Genomic DNA, 24,212 nt, shown 5'->3' with positions numbered 1-24,212 from the left:
ACAACCTGCCTGGACATCACAACTAGCCGACCTCGGCCAAAATCCGATCCACCCACACCGGATGCGGCAGCGTGGCGATCTCGGCACGCGTGAACCACCCGACCTCGACGACCTCGTCCTGATCAGGCACCGGCGGATCGAGCAGTTCGCACGCGAACGCGGTCGACACGTACGACACACGATCCCCGTTCGGATACGTCACGACGAGCGATTCGCCGCCGAAGGCACCGACGATCCCCGTGATGCGGATGCGGGCTCCGATCTCCTCCTGCACCTCTCGGGCGATCGCCTCATCCGGATCCTCCCCCGGCTCGACCCCACCACCGATCAGACCCCATTCCTCCGAGCCCGCCGTGCGCGCGAGCAGGAAACGATCGCCCTCGCGGATCACCGCGGTCACGCCCGGCAACAGCAGGAGGTCGTGACCGATCCGCGCGCGGATCGATCGGACGTAGTCAGAGAACGGCATGCCGGGAGTCTAGGTTCGAGACTGCGCGTAGGCCGTCACTCCGGGCGGGGTCGTTGTTCTCGGGCCATCGCCTGCCGGTGCGACGCGAGAGCCGCGCGCACGGCCGAGTAGATCACCAACCACACGACAGCGATCCCGATGAAGACGTACGCGAGATTCGCGAGAAGGACGAGAAGAAAAGAGCCAGAGAACATCGCCCCAGAATGCCGCACCCCGCGCACCCGCCCGGTCAGACTCCCCGCATCCGCGCCACGGCCGCCCGAACCAGAGCCGCGTTCCCCGGAGCAGTCGTGCCATCGGGGAGCAGCAGCGTGTCTTCCAGGCCGATGCGCGACGCCAACCCGAACTCGACGGCGAGGTCGAACACCGGCCACGTCGACCCCTCCTCGCCGTGCAACAGGATCGGGAGGTCGGGCTCCTCGAGCTGCACGTGGGCGATCATCCCCTCGGCGTGATCGCGCAGCACCTCGGCCGGCTCGTCGGGGAGCTCGATCAGCACCCGCAGGCTCTGCCCGCGAACGGGCGACCGCTTCCACATCTCGAAGCCGGCCGCGTCCCACAACCCGGCCTCGACCGCGACGCCGCGCCTAAGCAGCAGCGCGGCCACCTCGTCGGCACCGGCCTCGTGCCAGTTGACCGACGCGTGATCGGGTAGCTCCGTCCACGCCTCGATGGCGGCGAGGCGGCGCTCGACGTCGGGCTCGGCCCATGCGCCCGTCGTCACGCCGACCGGCACACCCGGGCTCGACTCGCGGACAGCTGTCACCCAGCGAGCGACATCGTCGGCGGCAAGGCTGTCGCGACCGGCGGCATCCTTGGGGTGCACATGCACCTCGTGCGCTCCCGCCACCACAGCACGCGCGGCATCGTCGGCGACGACCGACGCATCCGCACTCAACCACGGGTGCTCGACCGCATCACGAGCGCCGTTCACGCATGCCTGCAACAGCATCCGACGCGGAGGCCGGGCGGGCGGGTCGGAATCCACCGCGGTCATCGGCCGATCAGCTCGCGCGGGTGCAGGTCGTAGGGAGAGCAGTCGGTCGACGGCCCCTCTTCTGTGCGCACCGTGTGCTCGACCTGACGTGCGACCGCGGCGCTGCGACCGACCTTGACCGCCTCGGCCTCGCTCATGAAGCTGCTCCCCAACGTCTGCGATTCCCCCTCGATGCGGTTGAACCAGATGCCGTTGCGATGGAACGTCTCGATGTCGCCTGCAGCCATGGCGGGATCCCTTCTCTCGCATACCTTTCTACGTGAGGCCACCGACACGACAGAGGGGCTTGACAGTCTCCGCAGCAACTCCCGAGCGCACCCGGCTCAGACCACGAGACCCGCCCGGCGCACGGCATCGCCCATCGCGGCGAAAGCCTCTTCCAAGATCGGACGCGGTGTCGCGAAGACCACTCGCACATGGCCCTCGGCGCCACGCCCGAGCAGCCGCCCCTCGGTCAGCACGACCCCGGCCTGCTCGCGGAAGAACTCGGCGGGCGGCCCCGGAATCCTGAGCGCCGAGATGTCGATCCACCCGATGTATGTCGCCTCGGGCACGCGATACACGGCTCCGGGCAGGTGCTCCTCCACCAGCGTCGCCAGCTGCCGCCGAGAATCGTCGAGGTACTCGATCACCTCCGTCAGCCAGGGCTTGCCCGACCGGTATGCCGCCGTCGAGGCCACCACCCCGAGCGTGGCCGCACCGTGCTGCACCGCGAAACCGAACCGCTTGTACAACTGCTGGTCGGCTTCGTTCGAGGTGATCAGCTGCGCCGTCTTCAACCCAGGGATGTTCCAGGCCTTCGAGGCGCTCGTTCCCGTCACCGTATGCGCGGCCGTCACCTCCGACACCGACGCGTACGGCACGAACGACGCACCCTCATAGCGCAGCGGGGCGTGGATCTCATCCGCGAACACCCGCCCGCCGTGCCGCTCGACGATCTCTGCGATCGCCTCCAGCTCATCACGCCCGACGATCGTGCCGGTCGGGTTGTGCGGGTTGCAGAGCACGAGCGTCCTCGCGCCGGCAGCGAACGCCTCATCGATGCGCTGCAGATCGTGCTGCCAGCGCCCGTCGACCTCGACGCCGGGGACCTCGATCACCGGATGTCCGATCGCCGGCAGGTAGGTCAGGAACGGCATGTACGCGGGGGTGGGCACGATCACGGGCGAACCCGCTGGCGCATACTCCTGCACCGCGACGCCGAGGGCCGCCATCACGTCCGAGACCGGATGCACACGCTCGGGATCGACCGCCCAGTCGTACTCGTCGCGCATCCACTCAGATGTCGCCTCACCGAGCTCCGCGGCCTGCGGAGGGGAGAGGTATCCCAGGTTCTCGTCGTCGATCGCGCGATGCAGCGCCTCCGCGATCTCGGGCGCGACCCCGAAGTCCATCTCCGCCACCCAGGCGCCGATGTGTCCGGGGTGCAGACTCCACTTGCGGCTCTGCGGCCGATCGAGGAACAGACGGGTGCGGGCATCGAACGGATGCACGGGGGAGGCGGAGGTCATGGTCTGGGTCCCGCCGAGTCAGTCGGCGGCGTCGATACAGGAAAGACGCAGGACGCGGATCTCGGACACGGGGAACTCCATTCGCAGCGGGACCAGTCCAATCTACGGACGGCCACGCCCGACCGCATTTCGCGTGTCGATCCGTGACACCGGTGGCTCCGCCTGCCGGGACATGCGCCTGCCGGGGCGCACGCCTGCCGGGGCGCACGATTGCCGGAGGATCGGACGGATGCATGATCATACGCAGGAGCTGCTCATGCATCCGTCCGATGTTCATGCATCCGTTCGGGGAGAGCCGGGAGGAGCCGGGCTCAGGCCGCGACGTCGAGCACCCAGGTCACACCGAAGCGGTCGGTGAGCATGCCGAACCCTGCCGACCACGCCGATGCTGCCAGTGACTCGATCACGGTCGCGCCCTCGACGAGCCCGTTCCAGTAGCGCTGGAGCTCGTCGAGCGAGTCGGCGCGCAGGGACTGAAAGAACGTGCGGTCGGTGAGGGTCGCTCCGTTCTCCCGGTGCGTGCTGCCCGCGGTCGCCGCCGGGTTCGAGTCGTCCTCACCAGGGATGTCGTACGCCATCAGGCGCACGACACCGTCCAACTGGCCGAACACGATCTTGTCGAAGCCCGGAACGCCCTCGGGCATGCCGAACTGTCCATAGGTCGCCGCGGTCACCTCGCCACCGAACACGGACTGATAGAAGTCGAGCGCCTGCCGGGCCGTGCCGCGGAAGTTCAGGTGGGTCGTGGTGGTGATGGTCATGCTCTTCTCCTCGTCGCGAGCCCCGCCGTTCGGGACCTCTGACGACAACGATCACAGAGGTAGAGGTCAGTTTCCGTCCTCTACTTCGGGCAGACTGAATCGCATGACCGGGAGTTCTTCACGCATGCTCGCGCTGCTGTCGCTGCTGCAGACCCCGCGCGATTGGCCGGGGTCCGTACTGGCGGAACGGCTGGAGGTCAGCCCCCGCACGGTGCGCCGCGACGTCGACCGGCTGCGCGCGCTGGGCTACCGGATCGGTGCGATCAAGGGACCGGACGGCGGCTATCGTCTCGCCGCAGGATCGGAGCTCCCGCCGCTGCTGTTCGACGATGATCAGGCGGTCGCGATCGCCGTCGCCCTCCAGAGCGTTTCAGCGACGGGGATCGACATCGATGAAGGTGCCGCCAGAGCCCTGGCCACCGTGCGCCAGGTGATGCCGTCCCGGCTACGACATCGAGTGGACGGCATCCGCTTCACCGGCACCGAGAACGCGACCAGGGTCGATCCGACGGTACTTGAGGCGGCGAGCGCCGCCGTCCGCGACCGGCAGGTGCTCCGCTTCGGCTACGGTCCCGACCGCGACCGTCCGGCCCGTCGCACCGAACCACACGCGGTGGTGGCCCGCGAAGGCCGGTGGTACCTGCTCGCCTGGGACCTGGAGGCCGACGACTGGCGCACGTTCCGCCTGGACAGGATGACACCGCGGATCCCGACCGGCCCGTCATTCATACCGAGGCCTCTGCCCGCCGCGGATGCGCAGACCTACCTCGCGGCCCGGGCCAAGGGGGCGATGGCCACGGACGCCTGGCCATGCCTCGGTGAGGTCGTGATCGCGCTCCCCGCCCGCGATATCGCGCCCTGGGTCGGCGTCGGAGATCTGGAGGAACTCCCCGACGGGTCATGCCGCGTCACCATCGGGTCGTGGTCGTGGGTGGGGGTGCTCGCCTCGGTCGCCCGGTTCGACGCTCCGTTCACCGTGGTCGGGCCGGAGGCGCTGCGGGAGGCGGCAGGGATCCTGGCGGAGCGCTTCACCGCGGCAGGCGACTCGTCCTCCTGAACCGTCGAGCTCCACGACCTTTCCCCATATCCCGGAACGAAGCCGCGACGGGGCCGACATCGGTGCCGAGACTCGGGTTTGCTGACCCTATGACAAACTTTGCCATCAGTATTAGCGTGGGGGCATGGCCACGATGAACATCTCTCTTCCGGACGCACTGAAGGACTTCGTCGAAGCCCAGGTGACCGAACGCGGCTACAGCAACAGCAGCGAGTTCGTGCGTGAGCTGATCCGCCACGAGCAGTCCCGCGAGCAGTTGCGGTCGTTCGTCATCGACGGGATGACATCCGGACCAGGCTCCGAAATCGACCAGGCATACTTCGATCGCCTTCGAGACCGCGTCCACGCCGACGCCCCCGACGCGTGACTCCGGGGCACCCCATCACGTCTCGACGGGCCGATGAGGACATCGACTGCGCAGTCACCCACTATCTCGGCGAGGCAGGGCCACATATCGCGATCGCGTTCATCGATGATCTCCAGCACGCGATGGGTCGGCTCGCTGCGCATCCCTCTCTCGGGTCGGCGCGCTTCGAACCGGTGACCGAGATTCCCGAGATCCGCGCCTTCCCTCTTCGGAGCCACCCGTACCTCATCATCTACACCCACGACCCTGATGCTGTGCGAGTGCACCGCGTGCTCCACACGGGGCGAGACATCGCCGCCGTCCTCCGCGACCGACTCTGAGTCCGCAGCCCGCGCGAGAGCGTCCCCACCCACGCCGGTAGACTGAACCTGCCCCGCCGGCCCCTTCCTTTGGAGTGCGCGTGACCACCGCCCCTGCACCTTCCCCCCAGCACGTCCCCGACTCCGTCGAGAACGCGATCGCGACCCCCGAGAAGGAGCAGCCGTACGGCGCGCTCGGGCTCAAGGACGACGAGTACGCGCGCATCAAGGAGATCCTCGGCCGCCGCCCCACCTCGGGCGAGCTGGCGATGTACTCGGTGATGTGGTCGGAGCACTGCTCCTACAAGTCGAGCAAGAACTACCTGCGCCGCTTCGGCCAGAAGGTCTCCGACGAGATGAAGGAACGCCTCATGGTGGGCATGGGCCAGAACGCGGGCGTCGTCGACGTCGGCGAGGGCTGGGCCGTCACCTTCAAGGCCGAGTCGCACAACCACCCCTCGTTCATCGAGCCGTTCCAGGGCGCGGCCACCGGTGTCGGCGGCATCGTCCGCGACATCATCTCGATGGGCGCCCGCCCGGTCGCCGTCATGGATGCGCTGCGCTTCGGTGCGATCGACCACCCCGACACCGCCCGCGTCGTGCACGGCGTGACCAGCGGCATCAGCTTCTACGGCAACTGCCTGGGCCTTCCGAACATCGGTGGCGAGACCGTCTTCGACAGCGTCTACCAGGCCAACCCGCTCGTCAACGCGCTCGCCGTGGGCGTGCTGCGCCACGAAGACCTCAAGCTCGCCAACGCCACCGGTGTCGGCAACAAGGTGGTCCTGTTCGGTGCCCGCACGGGTGGCGACGGCATCGGCGGCGCGAGCATCCTGGCCTCCGACACGTTCGCCGACGGTGGCCCCACCAAGCGCCCCGCGGTGCAGGTGGGCGACCCCTTCGCCGAGAAGGTGCTCATCGAGTGCTGCCTGGAGCTGTACCGCGGCGAGCTCGTCGAGGCGATCCAGGACCTGGGCGCAGCCGGCATCTCGTGCGCGACCAGCGAGCTCGCGGCCAACGGCAACAGCGGCATGAAGGTCTCTCTCGACAACGTGCTGCTGCGCGACCCCACGCTCACGGCAGAGGAGATCCTCATGTCGGAGTCCCAGGAGCGCATGATGGCGATCGTGGCCCCCGAGAAGCTCGACGCCTTCCTGGCCGTCGTGAACAAGTGGGAGGTCGAGACCTCCGTGCTCGGCGAGGTCACCGGCGACGGACGCCTCATCATCGACTGGCAGGGCGAGCGCATCGTCGACGTCGACCCCTCGACCGTCGCGGTCGACGGCCCTGTCTACGACCGTCCGGTCGCGTACCCGACGTGGATCGACGCGCTCCAGGCAGATGCCGCAGAGAAGCTTCCGCGCGCGAACGACCCCGAGACGCTGCGCGAGCAGTTCCTCGCCCTCGTTGCTTCCCCGAACCTGGCCGACACGAGCTGGATCACGAACCAGTACGACTACTACGTGCTCGGCAACACGGCCCTGAGCTTCCCCGACGACGCCGGCATGATCCGCGTGGACGAGGAGTCCGGCCTCGGCTTCTCCGTCGCGACCGACGCCAACGGCCGCTACTGCCAGCTCGACCCGTACGCGGGCGCGCAGCTCGCCCTCGCCGAGGCGTACCGCAACGTCGCCGTGACCGGTGCCGTGCCGACCGCCATCACCGACTGCCTCAACTTCGGCTCTCCCGAGAACCCCGAGGTCATGTGGCAGTTCGGCCAGACCGTCGACGGCCTCGCAGACGGCTGCTACGAACTGGGCACCCCGGTCACCGGCGGCAACGTCTCGTTCTACAACCAGACCGGCGACGTGCCGATCCACCCGACCCCGCTCGTCGGCGTGCTCGGCATCATCGACGACGTCTCCCGCCGCATCCCGTCCGGCTGGCAGGACGAGGGGCAGAACATCTACCTGCTCGGCACCACCTCGACCGAGCTCTCGGGTTCGGCTTGGGCAGATGTCGTGCACCAGCACCTCGGCGGCCTGCCTCCGAAGGTGGATCTCGCGGGCGAGAAGCGCCTCGCCGGCCTGCTCGCCGCGGCCCGCGATGAGTGGCTCATCTCGTCGGCGCACGACCTCTCCGAGGGTGGCCTCGCGCAGGCCCTGGCCGAGGGTGTGATGCGCTTCGGTGTCGGTGCCCGCGTCTGGCTCAACGAGATCATCGAGCGTGACGGCGTGGATGCCGCGACGGCCCTGTTCTCCGAGTCGACCGGCCGCGTGATCGTGACCGTTCCCCGCGAGGACGACGTGAAATTCCGCGGACTCTGCGAGGGACGCGACTACCCGGTGATGCGCATCGGCGTGACCGACAGTGAGGGCGCGAAGCTCGAGGTGCAGGACGTCTTCACCGTGACGGCAGCCGAACTGCGCGAGCGCTCGCAGGCCACACTGCCGTCGTACTTCGGCCCGACCGTCACCGAGGCGGTCAGCGCATGAGCAACGACGGTCTCAGCGAGGACTACGGCGACCTCGGCGAGAAGCGCAATCGGCGCATGCGCATCGTCGCGTGGACCGTCATCATCGCGCTGATCCTCGGCGGTGGTGGCGCGACGGTGCTGACGCTGCTTCTCGGCTGAGTCGAGATCTGGGCCGTCGCCGGCAGGCGGGCTTGCGTGACGAACGGCCGTCGCCCGCCGTCCAAGCGTGCAGGGAAACGTGGACACGATTCGATCGCGGTCACATGCCGAGCGATGGCAGGGCCACGACGTTCACTCCGTCCGCACGCCGGTACGACGGACCGGTGCCGGTGATGACCGTGAGTACCGGCGAATCGGCTCGGGTTCCGTCGACATTCGCCGCGAACTCCATCAGCGACGCTGCGGCTGCATCCACGGTCTCCGCTGCGGCGCCGAGCTTCACTTCGAATCCGGCCCAGTGCCCGTCCGGCAACTGAAGGATGGCATCCACTTCACGGCCTGCCGAGTCGCGGGCATGGTAGATCTCTCCTCCGAGAGGTTGCGCCATGACACGAAGATCATGCACCACCTGGGACTCGAAGAGTTGTCCCGTGAAGCCGAGGTCTCGACGCAACGCGGCGGCGTCAGCACCGAGGAGGGCAACCGCGACGGACGGATCACAGAAGTGCCGCTTCGGCTCCTTGCGGAGGGTTGCGGACGATCGGAGATGAGCTGACCATGCAGGTTGGTCTTCGATGACGAAGATCCGGCTCAGCGCATCCATGTATTCGCGGACCGCATCGCGCGACAACGTTGCCTCATCACGCGCAAGGGTGGAGATCGACACCTCCGTCCCCGTGGATCGAGCCAGCGCCTGCATGAGCCTGCGAACCCTCAACGGATCTCTAGCGCGCCCGGCGGAGTCGACGTCGACGTCGATCACCGTATCGACGTAGTCGCGGTTGCCGGCCAGGGCGTCCTTGACCGGCAAGCCGACTGCTGCCGGCCACCCCCCGACCGCCATGCGGGTCAGAAGACCGTCGAAGTCCAGGGGTGCCGCACCATGTCGTGGCGCCTCTCCGGAAAGAAGGCGACGAAGGGAAACACCAGCGTCGCCGTCGGCGCTTTCCGCGAGTGTCATCGTCCTCATTCGCAGGCGAGCGAACCGGCCGGCCCCTGAATGCCGGCGTGCGTCCGACGCCGGGGCGGTCGAGCCGGTCAGGATGAACTGGCCCCGTCGCGACCTCTCGTCGACTTCTCTCCGCACGGCGTCCCAGAGCCTCGGTTGCAGCTGCCATTCGTCCAGGAGACGAGGAGCTTCGCCTTCGAGAACCAGCGAAGGATCAACCGCCATCTGGGCAGCGACTGCGGGGTCTGTATCGATATGCACCGCGCTGTTCGCCCGGCGCTTCGCCGTTGCGGTCTTTCCGCTCGCTTTCGGACCTTCGATGAGAACAGCACCCGCGCGCGACAGCGCGGCATCGAGCTCGTCGTCGACGATGCGAGGAAGGTAGTGGCTGACCAAAGCGAGCTCCAGTCGTCAAATCGATAGATAGCGAGTCGTCAGATTGAGAGGCTATCAGTCGTCAATTTAGGAGACAATGGGTCGTCAGTTTGAGACTCAGCGCGTGAAGAGGTACCGGGCCAGGTCGATGATGCCGTCAGGGCCATGCGTCTCACGCCCGAGCGACTCCACGATGATCGCGCCCAGGATGGCGCGCCCGATCTGTGCGACCGGGGCATCCTCCGGCAGCTGACCGTCACGGATCCCCCCTCGCAGCCGTTCGGACAGATGCTGCTCCACCCCGAGGCTGCTCCCGAGATGCGCGCCGACCGCCGCGTCTTCGGCGGCAGCGGCGACGAGCGACTGCAGCAGCGCCTGACCCTGCGCGGAGGCGAGGATCGAGAACACCGACTGCAGCCAGGTCTCGACGTCGGCGAACAGATCACCCGTGTCGGGCACGACGAAGTCGACGGGGATGAGCCGCCCGTCCACGAGACAGTCGGCGATCAGGGCCCCGCGCGACGACCACCAGCGATAGATGGTCTGCTTGCCGACCCCGGCTTCCTTGGCGATGCCCTCGATCGTGAGCCGGTCATAGCCCTGCGCATGGAACAACCGAGAGGTCGCATCGAGGATCGCCTCGCGTGCCGCCGTGCTGCGCACGGGGCCGCTCCGATGCTCGTTCGCCATCCGTTCAGGATAGCCACAGATCGCTAGACGAGACGTGCCGTATGATCTTCGAGTCTGAAGGAGACCACTGTGGCATCACTGCTCTACCGTCTGGGTTCGTTCGCTGCGCGCAAGGCGTGGACGGTGATCGTGTCGTGGGTGCTGATCCTCGGCCTCGGCATCGGTGCCTTCCTCACCCTGGGCGGCACGCTGAGCAACAGCTTCGACATCCCCGGCACTGCATCCGGCGCCGTGACCGATGAGCTCGCCGACAAGCTTCCGGACACCGCCGGCGGCACCGGCACGGTCGTCTACAGCACGAAGGACGGGTCGCCGTTCACCGACGAGCAGAAGCAGGCGATCTCCGACCTCGCCGTCAGCGCAGAAGACCTCGACGGCGTCGCGCGCGTGATCGATCCGTTCGACGCGCAGAAGCAGCAGGAAGAGCAGGCGCAGAAGCTCGCCGACGGCCAGACGCAGGTCGCCGACGGTCGCACGCAGCTGGATGCCGCCCAGACGCAGCTCGACGACGGCCGTGCGCAGCTCGAAGCCGGACTCACGCAGCTCACGGCCGCGCGCACGCAGGCGGAGCAGGCCGGTGCCGGATCCGCACAGCTCGCCGCCCTCGACGCCCAGATCGCTGCCCTGAACGCGCAGCTGGCTCAGGTCGCGGCCCAGAACGCACAGCTCGACCAGTCCCGCATCACCCTCGACGACAACGCCGACCAGGTGCAGCTGGGCTCGACCCTGCTCGACCTGGCCGACGGCATCGGCGTGGTCTCCGACGACGGTTCGACCGCCATCGTCAACATCTCGTTCGTCGACCCGCGCCTCGAGCTCTCCGAAGAGGTGAAGCAGGGCGCGATCGACCACTTCGAGTCCTCACCCATCGACGGCGTCGACGTCGACTTCGGCACCGACATCGCGCAGGGCGTGCCGGAGATCTTCGGTGTCGGCGAGGCGGTCGGCCTCGCGTTCGCCGCGATCGTCCTCATCGTGATGCTCGGCTCCCTCATCGCCGCCGCCCTCCCGATCGTCACCGCCATCGTCGGCGTCGGCGTCGGCGTCACGGCCTCCCTCGCCTTCTCAGGCGTGGTGGACATGGCGTCGGTCACTCCCGTGCTGGGTGTCATGCTCGGTCTCGCGGTCGGCATCGACTACTCGCTGTTCATCGTCAACCGGCACCGCAAGCAACTGCTCGCCGGAGTTCCGGTGCGCGAATCCATCGGCCTCGCGACCGGCACTTCCGGCACGGCCGTGGTGTTCGCCGGCACGACCGTGATCGTCGCCCTCCTCGCCCTCAACGTGACCGGTGTGCCCTTCCTCGGCCTCATGGGCACGGTCGGCGCGGTGTGCGTCGCCGTGGCGGTGCTCGTCGCCATCACCCTCGCGCCCGCCATCCTCGGCCTCGTCGGCACACGCCTGCTCAGCCGTCGCGCGCGCACCACGATCGGCGAGGAGCACGCCGCGGGCAAGCCGGTGAAGCGCATGTCGACGCTCCGCGCCGTCGTCACCGCGCTCGTGAGCGTCGTCGCCCTGCTGATCATCGCGATCCCCGCCATGTCGATGCGACTCGGACTGCCCGACGGATCGAGCGAACCGAGCGACTCGACCAGCTACCGCGCCTTCCAGACCGTCGACGAGCAGTTCGGCGAGGGCGCGAACGGCCCGCTGCTCGTGACCGCGACCCTCGACGAAGCAGTCAGCGACGACGACCTGCTCTCCACGCAGGTGACGATCGCGCAGGCCATCGCCGACCAGGACGACGTGGCTGCCGTCGCCCCGATCGCCACCTCCGACGACAACACGCTGCTCGCGTTCCAGGTCGTGCCGAAGGAAGGCCCGAACAGTGCGTCGACCGAGAGGCTCGTGCAGGATCTCCGCTCCATGCCTCCCGTCGCGGAGGGGATCACCCTCGGCGTCGCGGGTCAGGCCGCGATCAACATCGACATCTCCGAAGCGTTGGCCGGAGTGCTGCCGCTGTACCTCGTGGTCGTGGTCGGCCTGTCGCTGCTCATCATGATCGTGGTGTTCCGCTCGCTGCTCGTACCGATCATCGCGACGGGAGGCTTCGTGCTGTCGCTGTTCGCGACCTACGGGCTGATCGTGGCGGTGTTCCAGTTCGGCTGGGGTGCCGAGATCATCGGGTTGCACAGCACAGGACCCATCCTGAGCTTCCTGCCCGTGATCCTCGTCGGCATCCTGTTCGGGCTCGCGATGGACTACCAGCTGTTCCTCGCCTCCGGCATGAGGGAGGCGTTCGTGCACGGCGCCTCCGCTCGCGATGCCGTCGCCCAGGGCTTCCGCGCCGGACGCTCGGTCGTGATCGCCGCAGCCCTCATCATGGTGTCGGTCTTCGGCGGGTTCATCTTCTCGGAGTCGACGATCATCCGCTCGATCGGATTCGGGCTCGCGTTCGGCGTGCTGCTCGACGCGTTCGTGGTGCGGATGCTGCTGATGCCCGCGCTCATGCACCTGCTCGGACGCTCGGCCTGGTGGCTGCCGCGCTGGCTCGACCGCATCCTGCCCAACGTCGACATGGAGGGCGCAGCCCTCGAACGCGACCACCCCGGCATGAAGTCCGTGGCCGTGCCGACGACGACCGACTCGGTGCCGACGACCCGTACCTCCGACTGACGACGACCCCGGGATCGGGTGTCGGTGAAGGTGCCTAGAGTAGGCAGATGACCGCCGACGCCCGGGAACGCCTGCTCGCACTGCGCATGCAGGCCGAGGCGCGCGTGCAGGCGACCGCGGCGATGCTCGACGAGCTCACCCACGACCGCGCGGGCTCGAACGACGACGACGAACACGACCCCGAGGGCGTGACCCTGTCATCGGAGTGGTCCCGGCTGACAGGTCTCGCCGACGCCGCGGCATCCGAGCTGCAGCAGGTCGATGATGCGCTCGCCCGAGTGGAAGCCGGCACGTACGGGATCTGCGCGAACTGCGGGCGCCCGATCCCCGCCGGACGCCTGGAGGTACGGCCGTTCGCCGAGTACTGCGTCGCCTGTGCCGAGAAGCTCGGCAGATAACCCCTGGCGGTGGCGACGGGCACGAGTAGCATTCCCCCATGCCCATCACGCTCGAGAACGTCGGCATCGCGGTGCGCGACCTGGAAGCCACCATCTCGTTCTTCACCGACCTCGGCCTCACCGTGCTCGGCCGCGACGAGGTCAGCGGAGAGTGGGCGTCGACCGCGGTCGGCCTCGACGGCAACCACGCGAAGATCGCCGTGCTGCAGACTCCCGATGGGCACGGCCAGATCGAGCTGTTCGAGTACATCCATCCGGACGCGATCGAGACCGAGCCCACCCTGCCCAACGAGATCGGCATGCACCGCATCGCCTTCTCGGTCGACGACATCGACGAGTCACTGGCGATCGCGGCCCGACACGGTTACCACCCGTTGCGCGGAGTCGCGAACTACCAGGACGTGTACAAGCTCACCTATCTGCGCGGCCCGAGCGGCATCCTGCTGATGTTCGCGCAGGACCTCACGAAGAACTGACCATCCCGCGCCAGATCACCTCGATCGCCGCACGCAGCCGTGCCACGACGGCGGGGTCGCTGATCCTGTCACCGCGCACGACGAGCTGGTAGTAAGCGACACCCGCGACGGCGTCGAAGCACGCCTCGACGTCGAGGTCGGCCCGCAGCTCGCCCCGCGCGATCCCGATGCGGAGCGCATTCTGCAGGGGCACCCGTCGCCGGGACACGTGCGACTCCCAGTACGTCTTCTGCAGGGCGCGATCTGCCATGACGAGGCGGATGCGCTGCCGGAACCGCTCCTCGGAGTAACCGGGCGCCGAGGGTGCGACGCCGTCCGCGCCGAGGCCGAGCCCTGCGAGCAGCACCTCGTGCAGGTCGGCATCCGCGGGATAGTCCGGTGGCACCTCGCGCCCGACGTCGAGCGCGGCGGCGATCAGCAGCGTCAGCGACGGCCAGCGCCGATACAGAGCCGCGCGGCTCACTCCGCTGCACGCGACGACGCGCGACACCGTGACCTCCTCGCCCGCATCGATGATCCCCAGCGTCGCATCGACGATCAGTCCGTCGATCTCCTCATCGCGCGGACGCCCGGGGCGGCGGCGAACCGCGGCCCCGGCGTCCGCCATCGGCATCGTCACGCGGCCAGCGCCCGCTCGCGCAGTCGGGCGATCGTGGCGTTCGAGAGCCCCGCAGCGCGCAACGGCGTCAGCGGGTCCCCATGCTCCGCGCGGAGCGTGTCGAGAAGGCTGCGCATGGACACATCCATCGAGCCCTCCAGAAGCGACGAGCCGTTCTCCAGAGCGGCGGCGTCGAAGCCCAGAGCTCTCCACATCGCTCCCATGACCGGAGCCGTGCGCGCCATGATCGCGACCATGTTGTCGCTGGTGCGGGCGTAGTCGGTGACGATGTCGTCGTCGGTGGCCCCCAATGCGAGCAACAGCATGGCGGCGAGCACACCGGTGCGGTCGCGACCGGCGGCGCAGTGGAAGGCCGCCGTGCCGGGAGTGTGCGCGATCACGTTGAGCGCGATGACGAGCTGCGGCGCCGCGCCCTCGACCATGCGCCGGTACATCAGGCCCATGGCCTCGTGGCTCAGCTCCGGGGCCTTGTCTCCCATCGATGCCCCCACATCCGCGACGAGCGGCAGGTGGTGGTAGCCGACCGGGTGCGCGCCGAGAGGCCCACGTCCCGTGACCGAGACCTCGAGCGGCGAGCGCAGATCGATGATGGCACTGAGTCCACCCGCGACGAGTTCATCGGCCACCTCCGAGGTCACGTAGGCCAGGTCGTCCGTGCGGATGGCGAGGCCTTCACGCAGCACACCGCCATCGATCATGATGCCGCCGAGGTCGCGCAGGTTTACCGGCGCGCTGAGGACGAGTCCGGTATCGATGATGCTCATGTGATTCTCCTTCGGATGAGGGCGCTGCCCTGGTCGATCACCGTGACGAGCACGATGATGCAGATGATGATGGCGCTGAGGTGGCCGTAGTCGTACATGCGCATCGCGGTGGTCAGCTCGAGGCCGATGCCGCCGGCGCCGACGAGACCGAGGATGGTCGCGCCGCGCACGTTGCCCTCGAACAGCAGCAGCGTGTACGAGGTCAGCAGCGGTGCGGCCTGCGGGAGGATCCCGTACTGGATGACCTGCCGCTTCGAGGCGCCGACCGCCTCCATCGCGACGACGGGCCCTCGGTCGACCTGCTCCATCGCCTCGGCGAAGATCTTGCCGATCGAGCCGATGGAGCCGAGCGTCATGGCCAGGATGCCGGCGAACGGGCCGAGCCCGACAGCCGAGACGAACATGAGCGCGAACACCAGGTCGGGCACGGAGCGGATGATGTTCATGACCCAGCGCGTCGGGTAGTACAGCCACTTCGGCGCGAGGGTGGAGGTGGCTCCGAAGGCGACGATCAGGGAGAGGACGGCGCCGAGGACCGTACCGACGACGGCCATCTGAAACGTCTCCAGCAGCAGTGCCAGGATGGTGCCGATCTTCGAGAAGTCGGGCGGGAACAGGCGCGACAGGAACTCACCCATGTTGATCGCGCCCTCGCCGAGCTTCACGAAGTTGAACTGGGCGCCGTTGAACGACCAGATCAGCACCAGGACCGCGACCGGCAGTCCGATCAGGAAGCGGGCACGCGGCACGCGGAAGGCGCTCTCGAGCCGGGCGCGCTCCGCGGGGTCGAGAGTCGGGCGGGTGGTCCTGTCTGCGCGCGGCTCAGTGGTCGTCGTCATCACCGTGCTCCTCGTCGTCGTACAGGTCTTCCAGCGCGGCGGCATCCAACTGCGAGGTCACGCCGGAGACGAGCATCTCGCCGTGGCGAAGCCCGACGATGCGGTCGCTGTGCGCGAGAGCGAGCGGCAGCACATGCAGGCTCACCAGCACAGGGATGCCGTCCTGCGTGGCGATCTCGCGCAACAGGCCGAGCACGGATCCCGCGAGCTTCGGATCGAGTGACGCGACCGGCTCGTCGGCCAGGATCACCTTCGGCTGCTGCATGAGCGCCCGCGCGATCGCCACACGCTGCTGCTGTCCCCCCGAGAGGGAGCGTGCGGGAGCGGATGCCTTGTGCGCGATCCCGACCCGATCGAGCAGTTCGAGCGCCCGACGGCGGTGCGCGTTCGAGAAGCCTCCCGCGATGTTGACCGGCCCGGCGCCGTGCAGGGCGCCGGTGAGCACATTGGTCATGACGCTGAGGCGTGGGATCAGGTTGAACTGCTGGAACACCTGTCCGACCCCGGAGCGGAGGGTTCGCAGCTCGCCGCGGCCGAGGTTCGTGACGTCGTGCCCGGCCACGCGGACCGTGCCGGAGCTGATCGGCGCGAACCCGGTCAGGCTGCGCATCAGCGTGGATTTCCCCGAGCCCGAGGCTCCGAGCAGGGCGACCATCTCGCCGGGGAAGAGGTCGAGGTCGACCCCATCGAGCACCGTGTTCTCCCCGTACGCGACCTGCAGTCCGCGGACCGTGACGAGGGGAAGCGCCTGGCGGAGCTCGGCCGTGGGGGTGCGCACTGCACCCTCGGCGGGGCCGAAACCCAGAGCATCGGTTGGCGCTCCGGCGTGTCGGTCTGCGACGCGCCCTGACGACGACGAATCATCTCCGTTTCGGCCGGGTGCGGAAACAGCGGCCGCCGGCGCGAGACGCGGAGCGGGAAGAGTCACTTGAGGTCCTCGAGCTTGACCCCGGCCACGGCTGCGATCTCGGCGAAGGATTGGAAGTCGGCGCTCTTCGGGTCGACCGTCTGCGGGGCCGCTGCGAAAGCACCGTAAGCACCGAGACGCTCGGCGTTCGCGGGCGAGAACACCTCGGCGATGCCGTCCTGGATCACCTTGCGGGTCTCGGCGTCCAGCGACTGACGGCCGAGGACCGCGCCCTGGATGTCCATCGCAGGGCTCTCCCCCACCGCGCGCCACTCTCCATCCGCAAAGGGGAACATCGGGGCACCGAGCTCCGTGAGCATGACGGCCGTGCAAGCAGCGTCGACCTGTCCCTGCTGCAGCGCGGCGAAGCTGCCCTCGTGTCCGCCGGCGAAGATGGCCTCGTAGTCGGTCCCCTGCTCGAGACCGGCCTCGTGCAGCATGTACACGGGCATGAAGTACCCGGAGCTGGAGGCCTGATCGGCGAACGCGACCGTCTTGCCCTCGAGGTCCTCGACCTTCTGGATGGGCGAGTCGTCGAGCACGACGCAGGTCGAGACCGGCTTGCCGTCGCCCTGGAAGGCGACCAGCGCATCCACCTCGCCGGTGTTGACGGCGAGGGCCGACGGGAAGCCGCTCATGATGCCGATGTCGACGTGGTCGGCGCGGATGGCCTCGACGACACTGAGGTAGTCGGGCACATCAGTGATCTCGACGTCACGGCCCGTCGCCTTCCCCAGCAGGTCGGCGAACACCTCGATCGGGTTCTCGGCGGTGGGGTCGTCGCCGACGGGGATCGTGGCGATCGTGAGAGGAGCGTCCGGATCGGCCGGAGCAGCCTCGGCGGTCGGGCTCTGGCAAGCGGTGAGAGAGAGGGCGGCCACGCCCAGGAGGCCGACGACGGGCAGGGTGAAGCGGCGCATGATGACCTTTCGGGAGGAGACGTCTCGGCATTCCGAGAACATCGGTATTCCAACCCCTGAAGGTGACGCGCAATTACGAGACTGCCGTACTCCGAATGGAACGCTGCGTGAACGGACGGTGTCGACGCTGCGGGCGGAGCGGGCCAGCTGTGTCCCCGGAGGTTCCTGCCTTGCCGCCGCAACAGCACGGGCGGCAAGAGTCCGCCGAGAAGTAGGCTGAACGCATCATGGACGAGTTCATCCAGGGCTTCTGGACCTTCGCGCAGCACTACTGGTGGCTCATCTTCCCGATCATGGGAATGGCCGGTGGTATCGCGAAGACGTGGGAGCGCAGCTCCAAGCGACGACACGAGCGCCGCCTGGAGACCCTTCGCATGAAGGCGCAGCTGAAGACCGCCGAGATCGAGGCGCGCGCGCTCACCCAGCAGGCCAAGCGCCGCGGACCCTCTGTCGTCGACACCACAGCGTCCGTGGCACCGAGCGATCTGGTCGCGCGCCTGTTCGCCGAGCATGACGAGATCACGGCACGCTGGCTCGACTACGAGCTCGACGTCGCCAAGCTGATCGCCTTCCCCGCCATGAGCGATGGGCGCCAGCCGCTGACCGCCGCGTTCCTGCGCGCCAAGAGGACGGCCGATGCCCTGCGCCCCGCCTCCGCCGACGCCAGGGTGTCGGAACAGCAGGTCACCGAGTACCTCCAGGCCGTCGGCGACTACGCGGTCGCTTTCGAGATCGCCGAAAAGGATGCCAGGCGCCTGCGCGATTCGACCTTCACCGAGCCGGAGCGCAAGCGTCTCGAACGCGCACAGCAGCTGCTGAAGGTCGCAGTCGACGAATCCGCCACGCAGGCCGAGCGCAACGTCGCCTACAAGCGCGTGCGCGAGGAGCTCGACGGCCTCATCCTGCTCTCCGACGACGCGGTCACCGTGCTGGAGAAGCAGGTGGCGAAGGAGCTTCCCGCGCAGGCGAGCGCTGCCACCGCGACCCCGCCCGCCGCACCCGCAGCCGAGCAGGAGGCGGAGCGCGTGCCGGAGCCTATGCCTGTCGCCGACCCGCTGCACCGCACAGCCCCGCGGACCCTCCCGCGCGACGACGCATGACTCCGGAGAACGTCACCGGCCCGATGGCGCACCACGCCGAGGCGCCCGTCTGGTGGTCGGGCTGGGGCGGATTGCGCTGGGTCGACGGGGACGCCGGCGATCTTCTGTCGCTGCGACCGGATGGCGTGTCCCGCCAGCACATCGACGACGAGTACCTGGCCTTCGCCCGCCCGCGCTCCGGTGGAGGTCTGGTGGCGGTCGGCGCCCGCACGCTCTACCTCGCGGATGACGTCGACGGACAGATCCGGGCTGTCGCCCCGCTGGGCGACGACCCCGGTGTGCGCATGAACGACGGATGCTGCGACCCTCGGGGACGCCTGCTCGCGGGGTCGATGGCCTACGACGCGGCGCCCGATGCCGGAGCCGTGCTGCGCGTCGACGCCGACCTGACGACGAGCACCGTTCTTCCGCGGGCGACGATCTCGAACGGCATCGGCTTCTCGCCGGACGGCCGACGCGCCTACTACGTCGACACCGCGACGCACCGCATCGACGTGTTCGACGTCAGCGAGGGCGAGCTGCGGGGCCGTCGCGCCGTCGTCGCGATCCCCGAGGAGCAGGGTTCCCCCGACGGATTGTGCATCGCCGCTGACGGCAGTATCTGGGTGGCCCTGTGGGGCGGCAGCGCAGTGCACGGCTACGACGCCGCAGGGCAGCGCATCGCGACGATCGAGCTCCCGGTGCCCCAGGTCAGCGCCTGCACCTTCGGCGACGACGACCTCGGCACGCTGTACATCACGACCTCGGCGCAGGGCCTCGAACCCGGCCACGGCACCGAGGCGGGCTCGCTCTTCGCCGTGCGACCCGGTGTGCGGGGCCTTCCTGTCATCCCCTTCGCGGGCTGACGCACCCGACGACCTCTACCCGGAGCACGGTGCACTCAGCGAAAGGAACCGTGCCCCGGGCACAGGCCGCCGGGGAGAGCCGAGTCAGCCCAGGTGCACCCGCTCGGTGCGCTGGTGCTGACGTCCGAGACCCTCGATCTCGATCGTCATCTCATCGCCGTCCTGCAGATAGGGGAACCGGCCGGAGAGCGCGACACCCTGCGGGGTACCGGTGTTGATCACGTCGCCGGGCTCGAGCACCAGATACTGACTCAGCTCGTGCACGATCTGCAGCACGGAGAAGATCATGTCCGCGGTCGACGAGTCCTGCCGCGGCTCGCCGTTCACGAACGACCGCAGTCGCAGCGCCTGAGGGTCGACCTCGTCGGCGGGGACGAGTGCGGGCCCGAGCGGGTTGAACGTCTCGGAGCACTTGCCCTTCGACCACTGCCCGCCCGAGACGTCGAGTTGATACCCGCGCTCCGAGACGTCGTTCGAGATCGTGTAACCGGCGATGACCTCACGCGCGGCATCAGGAGACGACAGGTAGCGGGCGGGCTTGCCGATCACGATCGCCAGCTCCACCTCCCAGTCGACCTTCTCGGCTCCGGGCGGCAGCAGCACGACATCGTCTGGTCCGACCACCGTGTTGGGGTGCTTGAAGAAGACGACCGGATGCTCGGGCGGCTCCGACCCGGATTCGGCAGCGTGCGCCGCGTAGTTCTGTCCGATGCAGATCACCGCTGTCGGACGAGCGACCGGGGCGCCGATACGCAGCCCGTCGACGTCGGCGGCGACCAGTTCACCCCGGCCGAGCGCGGAGCGCACGCGGCCGATGCCGTCGGCGGCGAGGAAGTCGCCGTCGATCTCGGCGGTGAGGGGGGACAGGTCGTACACGACGCCCTCCTCTCGCACGTAGGGACGTTCGCGGCCGACGGGGCCGAGTCGCAGGAGCTCCATGGGGGCCTTCCAGGTCAGCGCGCGGCGGCGAAGGACGGGTTGACGATCGGCACGGACTCGCCAGCCAGGTAACGGATGACGTTCTCGGCCGCGTGCACCGGAAGGTCGGCCAGCGCCTCGGGCGAGTACCAGGCGGCGTGCGGTGTGAGCAGCACCTGATCGAGGTCACGCAGCGGCGAGTCGGCGGCGAGCGGCTCTCCCGCGAACACGTCGAGGGCCGCGGCACCGATGTGTCCCGCCCGCAGCGAGGCGGCGAGCGCCTCCTCGTCGATGAGCGGACCGCGACAGGTGTTCACCACGACCGCTCCCGGCTTCATGGTCGCGAGGGCGGCTGCGTCGATCAGGTGCCGGGTGTCGTCGGTGAGCGGCACGTGCAGGGTCAGGATGTCGGCCCGCGCGACGGCTTCCGCGATCTCCACGGGCTCGCACCCGGCTTCGCACACGGCGTCGGCGGGGGCGAAGGGGTCCGCGACGAGGACGCGGAAGCCCAGCGCGCGACAACCGCGAGCGACCATCGAGCCGATGCGTCCGAAGCCGAGCACCGACACCGTGGTGGCCGAGGGGCGCACGGCGAGCGGTCGCGCGTCGACGGCCTTCCAGGTCCCGGCGCGCACGGCGCGGTCGTAGGCGGACAGGCCGCGCGCCTGGGACATGATCATGGCGATGGTGTGCGCTGCCACCTCTTCGATGCAGTAGCTCGGGGTGTTCGCGACGGCGATGCCACGAACGGTCGCAGCCTCGACATCGACCATGTCGTACCCGATGCCGACACGGCTGATGATGCGGAGGTTCGGCATCCGGTCCATCACATCACCCGTGATCTGCGCCCACTGCACGACCAGCCCTTCGGCGTCGGCACCGAGGGCGGCGATGTCGTCCGGGCTTCCGGATGCGGCGCGATCGGCGCGCAGTCCTGCCTGTCGGAGCGTGTCTTCGATGACGGTTCCCGGCAGGTCGCAGTCGCTGACGAGGATGAATGGCTCGGTCATGGATGCGATGCTATAGCATCTAGCAGATCTGCGCATCGCGATACCGATGTTCGGCCCTTTCACTGTTCCGAAATCCTGGGCCGCCCGCTCGGGCGCCAGCGAGTTCACGCGTGAGGGGTGCCGAAACCCTCTGAATCTCCGTCTGCGCGGGGGGATCGCGCGCCGTGTTCGCCAGACTGGGGAGATCGAAGGGGAGTAGTTCCGGGCTCGCGAGAGCCTGAGGCCGCATCGACATACTGACGTTCACGATGATCGTCCGGTGCCCCTGTCTCCCGGATGAACGAGACCTTCGGCCCACGCGCGGCCGGAGCTCTGTCTTGTCCTCCCTCGGTCGCGCCCGACCGAAAGGACCGTTCCCCATGCCACGCGCATTGATCGGCCGTCTCGCCCCGTGCCTCCTTATCGCCGCCCCCGCCTTGGTGTTCCGCACACTGGGCTTCCACCCGAATCCCGTGCTCGACCTCGTCGTCTTCGGGGCGGCGGTCGTGGCGGCGAGCTTCGTGCTCGCCTGGGCCGCCGAGGCCGCGCAGAAGGACATCTCCGGCGCCCTCGCGATCGCCATCCTCGCCCTCATCGCCGTGCTCCCCGAGTACGCCGTCGACCTGTACTACGCGTTCCGCTCCGGCTCCGACCCCGAGTACGCGCAGTACGCCGCCGCGAACATGACGGGATCGAACCGACTGCTCCTGGGCTTCGGGTGGCCACTCGTCGTGATCGTCGCCCTCGTGATCGCGAACCGGGCACGACGCGGCGAAGCCCGGCGTCTCGCCCTCGAGCTCCCCGTCACCGCACGCCTGGACGTCGGCTTCCTCGCGGTGCTGGCGATCCTCGCGTTCGCCATCCCACTACTCGGGAACATCCCGATCTGGTTCGGCCTGGTGCTCATCGGGGCATTCGTCACCTACCTGTGGCGGGCAGGCCGCGTGGAGAGCGAAAGCCACGACGAGTTCGTCGGCGCCGCCGCGCACATCGCGGGCATGCCGACCCGCGCCCGGCGGATCACCGTGATCTCGATGTTCATCGTCTCGGCGGGCATCATCCTCGCGTGCGCCGAGCCGTTCGCGACCGGTCTCGTCGATTCGGGAACCGCGCTCGGGATCGACAGCTTCTTCCTCGTGCAGTGGCTCGCACCCCTCGCCTCCGAGGCGCCCGAGTTCATCATCGCGGTGCTCTTCGCCGTCCGGGGAATGGGGGCAGCCGCGATCGCCACCCTCATCGCGTCGAAGGTCAACCAGTGGAGCCTCCTGGTCGGCTCGCTCCCCCTCGCGCACTTCTTCGGTGGCGGAGGGTCCGATCTGCCGCTCGATGCCCGGCAGATCGAGGAGTTCGTGCTCACCGGCACCCAGACCGTGATGGGTGTTGCGATCCTCCTCGCCCTCCGATTCCACCTGGGATCGGCCATCGCCCTGGCGGCGATCTTCCTCGTGCAGTTCTTCGTGACCGACACCGGCGGCCGCTACGTGCTCTCCGCTCTGCAGCTGATCATCGCCGCCGGTTTCCTGATCGTCCACCGTCGACACATCCTGCCCACCCTCGCCGCGCCGTTCCGTCGATCGCAGCCTTCGCCGGCGATGACCGCGGGCGGATCCGCCGACGGCGCCGGAGGTCGCGGATGACCGCCCTTTTGCTATAGCGTTTAGGGATGACTATGCGCCGCGTTCTGATCACGGGGGCGAGTTCCGGCATCGGGACCGCCGCCGCCCTCGAACTCGCCCGCGAGGGTGCTGCCCTCTGGATCACGTATGCCGGACGGGAGGCCGAAGCGCTGCGCATCGCGGAGGAGTGCCGGGCGGCAGGCTCGCCCGAGGTTCACGTGTCGCGCCTCGACCTGCGGGAGCGCGAGTCGATCGACGCCCTCGTCGGCGAGATCACGGACGCATGGGGATCGCTCCATGTGCTCGTCAACAACGGCGGAGTCTGCCCCTACACGCCCTACGAAGACATCGAGTTCGACGAGTGGGACATGGTGCTCGAGACCAACGCCCGCGGCACCTTCTTCCTGACCCGCGGGGCGCTCCCCCTGCTCCGGGCAGCGGAGGGGGATCGCTCGGTGATCAACATCGCCTCGGTCGCGGGCCAGGTCGGCGCGCTGCAGACCGGCATCCACTACGCCGCGAGCAAGGGCGCGATCCTGGCGATCACGCGGAGCTTCGCCCGGCACCTCGCTTCGGAGGGCATCCGCGTCAACGCGGTCACGCCCGGCCCGGTAGCGAGCGCCATCACCGACCAACTGCAGGGGGCGGGGCGCGAGAAGCTCGAATCAGGCATCCCCCTCGGCGCGTTCGGGCAGCCGGAAGACGTGGCCTGGATCATCGCATCCCTCGCCTCAGAGCGAGCCCGCTTCATCACCGGCGCCACCTACGACGTCAACGGAGGAGTTCGCATTGACTGACCGCATCCCCCTGGACCGCTCCGCCCTCGATACCGTGCAGGCGCAGCTCGATGCGTTCAACGCACACGACCTCGACGCGTTCGTGGCCACCTACGCCGAGGACGCCGTCATCACCGGTGTCGCCGTCGAACCCGTGGTCGGTTCCGCCGCGATCCGGGCGTTCTACGAACCTCGACTGCAGAACCCCGAGCTGTCGTGCGTCATCGAGACCAGCGTGCTCTTCGGCACCCGGTGGGTCGTCGCACAGGAACAGGTCATCAACGCCGGCGTCGCCACCGAGACCATCGCGACCTTCGATGTAGTGGACGGGCTGATAGCCCGGGCGTCGATGCTCAAGGCCTAAGGCCTAAGGCCTGAG

Annotated in this window: 28 protein-coding genes and 1 pseudogene; 13 read left to right on the top strand and 16 right to left on the bottom strand. The window is 68.6% G+C overall.

Features of this window, described 5'->3' with window-relative positions; translation table 11 throughout:
* Positions 1–22: 22 nt before the first annotated feature.
* From AAY78_RS10230 to AAY78_RS10205, 6 genes are all read right to left on the bottom strand, one after another.
* Positions 23–469, bottom strand: a complete 447-nt coding sequence (locus tag AAY78_RS10230; RefSeq protein WP_046748172.1) for an NUDIX domain-containing protein — start codon at positions 467–469, stop codon at positions 23–25.
* Positions 470–504: 35 nt separating this feature from the next.
* Positions 505–663 (bottom strand): hypothetical protein, encoded by a 159-nt coding sequence (locus AAY78_RS10225; protein WP_156172637.1) that lies wholly within the window; start codon positions 661–663, stop codon positions 505–507.
* Positions 664–698: 35 nt separating this feature from the next.
* On the bottom strand, positions 699–1,466 hold the full coding sequence (locus tag AAY78_RS10220) for a 3-keto-5-aminohexanoate cleavage protein (RefSeq protein WP_231589698.1): 768 nt from the start codon (positions 1,464–1,466) through the stop codon (positions 699–701).
* Positions 1,463–1,693 carry a hypothetical protein gene (locus AAY78_RS10215; RefSeq protein WP_046748169.1) on the bottom strand — a complete coding sequence of 77 codons (231 nt, stop codon included), beginning with the start codon at positions 1,691–1,693 and terminating at the stop codon, positions 1,463–1,465. The genes AAY78_RS10220 and AAY78_RS10215 overlap by 4 nt, the downstream gene beginning before the upstream one ends.
* A 96-nt stretch (positions 1,694–1,789) precedes the next feature.
* Complete coding sequence (locus AAY78_RS10210; RefSeq protein WP_082108647.1) at positions 1,790–2,977, bottom strand: MalY/PatB family protein; 1,188 nt, start codon at positions 2,975–2,977, stop codon at positions 1,790–1,792.
* Positions 2,978–3,288: 311 nt separating this feature from the next.
* Positions 3,289–3,738 carry a VOC family protein gene (locus AAY78_RS10205; protein WP_046748168.1) on the bottom strand — a complete coding sequence of 150 codons (450 nt, stop codon included), beginning with the start codon at positions 3,736–3,738 and terminating at the stop codon, positions 3,289–3,291.
* 103 nt (positions 3,739–3,841) lie between these two features.
* Between AAY78_RS10205 and AAY78_RS10200 the strand changes: the two genes are divergently transcribed.
* The 5 genes from AAY78_RS10200 to AAY78_RS19920 all read left to right on the top strand — a co-directional run bounded on the left by AAY78_RS10200 (position 3,842) and on the right by AAY78_RS19920 (position 8,036).
* Positions 3,842–4,795, top strand: coding sequence for a helix-turn-helix transcriptional regulator (locus tag AAY78_RS10200; RefSeq protein ID WP_046748167.1), 954 nt, complete (start codon positions 3,842–3,844; stop codon positions 4,793–4,795).
* 124 nt (positions 4,796–4,919) lie between these two features.
* Positions 4,920–5,162, top strand: coding sequence for a ribbon-helix-helix domain-containing protein (locus AAY78_RS10195; RefSeq protein WP_046748166.1), 243 nt, complete (start codon positions 4,920–4,922; stop codon positions 5,160–5,162).
* Positions 5,159–5,482, top strand: coding sequence for a type II toxin-antitoxin system RelE/ParE family toxin (locus AAY78_RS10190; RefSeq protein WP_046748165.1), 324 nt, complete (start codon positions 5,159–5,161; stop codon positions 5,480–5,482). Before AAY78_RS10195 ends, AAY78_RS10190 begins: the two co-directional genes overlap by 4 nt.
* A gap of 80 nt (positions 5,483–5,562) precedes the next feature.
* On the top strand, positions 5,563–7,896 hold the full coding sequence (purL, locus tag AAY78_RS10185) for a phosphoribosylformylglycinamidine synthase subunit PurL (RefSeq protein ID WP_046748164.1): 2,334 nt from the start codon (positions 5,563–5,565) through the stop codon (positions 7,894–7,896).
* Positions 7,893–8,036 (top strand): hypothetical protein, encoded by a 144-nt coding sequence (locus AAY78_RS19920; RefSeq protein WP_164734066.1) that lies wholly within the window; start codon positions 7,893–7,895, stop codon positions 8,034–8,036. The genes purL and AAY78_RS19920 overlap by 4 nt, the downstream gene beginning before the upstream one ends.
* A gap of 100 nt (positions 8,037–8,136) precedes the next feature.
* Here AAY78_RS19920 and AAY78_RS20085 read toward each other — a convergent pair whose 3' ends face one another.
* The 3 genes and pseudogenes from AAY78_RS20085 to AAY78_RS10175 all read right to left on the bottom strand — a co-directional run bounded on the left by AAY78_RS20085 (position 8,137) and on the right by AAY78_RS10175 (position 10,050).
* A complete protein-coding gene (locus tag AAY78_RS20085; RefSeq protein WP_231589700.1) occupies positions 8,137–8,880 on the bottom strand; it encodes a DUF4143 domain-containing protein in 744 nt (247 codons plus the stop codon).
* Between the two features lie 114 nt (positions 8,881–8,994).
* Positions 8,995–9,381: pseudogene (locus AAY78_RS20080) on the bottom strand (AAA family ATPase); the annotation flags it as partial.
* A 96-nt stretch (positions 9,382–9,477) separates the two neighbouring features.
* Positions 9,478–10,050 carry a TetR/AcrR family transcriptional regulator gene (locus AAY78_RS10175; protein WP_046748162.1) on the bottom strand — a complete coding sequence of 191 codons (573 nt, stop codon included), beginning with the start codon at positions 10,048–10,050 and terminating at the stop codon, positions 9,478–9,480.
* Between the two features lie 69 nt (positions 10,051–10,119).
* On the opposite strand from AAY78_RS10175, the gene AAY78_RS10170 reads away from it, so the two are divergent.
* Genes AAY78_RS10170 through AAY78_RS10160 form a run of 3 tightly spaced genes read left to right on the top strand, consistent with a single transcriptional unit; the run spans position 10,120 to position 13,540 of the window.
* Entirely contained in the window at positions 10,120–12,666 is a 2,547-nt protein-coding gene (locus AAY78_RS10170; RefSeq protein ID WP_046748161.1) for an MMPL family transporter, read from the top strand.
* Positions 12,667–12,713: 47 nt separating this feature from the next.
* Complete coding sequence (locus AAY78_RS10165) at positions 12,714–13,064, top strand: TraR/DksA family transcriptional regulator (protein WP_052748732.1); 351 nt, start codon at positions 12,714–12,716, stop codon at positions 13,062–13,064.
* A gap of 38 nt (positions 13,065–13,102) precedes the next feature.
* Positions 13,103–13,540 carry a VOC family protein gene (locus AAY78_RS10160; protein ID WP_046748160.1) on the top strand — a complete coding sequence of 146 codons (438 nt, stop codon included), beginning with the start codon at positions 13,103–13,105 and terminating at the stop codon, positions 13,538–13,540.
* On the opposite strand, the gene AAY78_RS10155 is transcribed toward AAY78_RS10160, so the two are convergent.
* The 5 genes from AAY78_RS10155 to phnD form a co-directional block, all read right to left on the bottom strand.
* Positions 13,527–14,147: a TetR-like C-terminal domain-containing protein gene (locus AAY78_RS10155; protein ID WP_046748159.1), complete on the bottom strand. Its 621-nt coding sequence runs from the start codon at positions 14,145–14,147 to the stop codon at positions 13,527–13,529. The two genes, AAY78_RS10160 and AAY78_RS10155, sit on opposite strands and share 14 nt — an antisense overlap.
* 8 nt (positions 14,148–14,155) lie before the next feature.
* Positions 14,156–14,923: a tyrosine-protein phosphatase gene (locus tag AAY78_RS10150; protein ID WP_046748158.1), complete on the bottom strand. Its 768-nt coding sequence runs from the start codon at positions 14,921–14,923 to the stop codon at positions 14,156–14,158.
* Positions 14,920–15,762 (bottom strand): phosphonate ABC transporter, permease protein PhnE, encoded by an 843-nt coding sequence (gene phnE / locus AAY78_RS10145; RefSeq protein WP_046748157.1) that lies wholly within the window; start codon positions 15,760–15,762, stop codon positions 14,920–14,922. Before phnE ends, AAY78_RS10150 begins: the two co-directional genes overlap by 4 nt.
* The gene (locus AAY78_RS10140; protein ID WP_046748156.1) at positions 15,746–16,540 is read right to left on the bottom strand and encodes a phosphonate ABC transporter ATP-binding protein; all 795 of its coding nucleotides are present in this window, start codon (positions 16,538–16,540) and stop codon (positions 15,746–15,748) included. Before AAY78_RS10140 ends, phnE begins: the two co-directional genes overlap by 17 nt.
* 146 nt (positions 16,541–16,686) lie before the next feature.
* Positions 16,687–17,589 (bottom strand): phosphate/phosphite/phosphonate ABC transporter substrate-binding protein, encoded by a 903-nt coding sequence (phnD, locus tag AAY78_RS10135; RefSeq protein ID WP_046748213.1) that lies wholly within the window; start codon positions 17,587–17,589, stop codon positions 16,687–16,689.
* 227 nt (positions 17,590–17,816) lie between these two features.
* On the opposite strand from phnD, the gene AAY78_RS10130 reads away from it, so the two are divergent.
* Both AAY78_RS10130 and AAY78_RS10125 read left to right on the top strand, forming a co-directional pair.
* Positions 17,817–18,689, top strand: a complete 873-nt coding sequence (locus AAY78_RS10130) for a hypothetical protein (RefSeq protein ID WP_046748155.1) — start codon at positions 17,817–17,819, stop codon at positions 18,687–18,689.
* Positions 18,686–19,534 (top strand): SMP-30/gluconolactonase/LRE family protein, encoded by an 849-nt coding sequence (locus tag AAY78_RS10125; RefSeq protein ID WP_046748154.1) that lies wholly within the window; start codon positions 18,686–18,688, stop codon positions 19,532–19,534. Before AAY78_RS10130 ends, AAY78_RS10125 begins: the two co-directional genes overlap by 4 nt.
* Before the next feature lie 84 nt (positions 19,535–19,618).
* On the opposite strand, the gene AAY78_RS10120 is transcribed toward AAY78_RS10125, so the two are convergent.
* Positions 19,619–20,473, bottom strand: coding sequence for a fumarylacetoacetate hydrolase family protein (locus AAY78_RS10120; RefSeq protein ID WP_046748153.1), 855 nt, complete (start codon positions 20,471–20,473; stop codon positions 19,619–19,621).
* A gap of 14 nt (positions 20,474–20,487) precedes the next feature.
* Positions 20,488–21,462 (bottom strand): C-terminal binding protein, encoded by a 975-nt coding sequence (locus AAY78_RS10115; protein WP_052748731.1) that lies wholly within the window; start codon positions 21,460–21,462, stop codon positions 20,488–20,490.
* A gap of 359 nt (positions 21,463–21,821) precedes the next feature.
* On the opposite strand from AAY78_RS10115, the gene AAY78_RS10110 reads away from it, so the two are divergent.
* The 3 genes from AAY78_RS10110 to AAY78_RS10100 are packed head-to-tail and all read left to right on the top strand — an operon-like array spanning position 21,822 to position 24,197.
* Positions 21,822–23,078 carry a sodium:proton exchanger gene (locus tag AAY78_RS10110; protein ID WP_046748152.1) on the top strand — a complete coding sequence of 419 codons (1,257 nt, stop codon included), beginning with the start codon at positions 21,822–21,824 and terminating at the stop codon, positions 23,076–23,078.
* Positions 23,079–23,104: 26 nt separating this feature from the next.
* Positions 23,105–23,854 (top strand): SDR family NAD(P)-dependent oxidoreductase, encoded by a 750-nt coding sequence (locus tag AAY78_RS10105; RefSeq protein WP_046748151.1) that lies wholly within the window; start codon positions 23,105–23,107, stop codon positions 23,852–23,854.
* Complete coding sequence (locus tag AAY78_RS10100; RefSeq protein ID WP_046748150.1) at positions 23,847–24,197, top strand: nuclear transport factor 2 family protein; 351 nt, start codon at positions 23,847–23,849, stop codon at positions 24,195–24,197. Before AAY78_RS10105 ends, AAY78_RS10100 begins: the two co-directional genes overlap by 8 nt.
* Positions 24,198–24,212: the final 15 nt, after the last annotated feature.

This window comes from Microbacterium sp. Ag1 (assembly GCF_001005635.1).
Taxonomy (GTDB): domain Bacteria; phylum Actinomycetota; class Actinomycetes; order Actinomycetales; family Microbacteriaceae; genus Microbacterium; species Microbacterium oxydans.
Note: the sequence above shows the minus strand (reverse complement) of the source record. Positions and strands in the feature narration are given on the sequence as shown.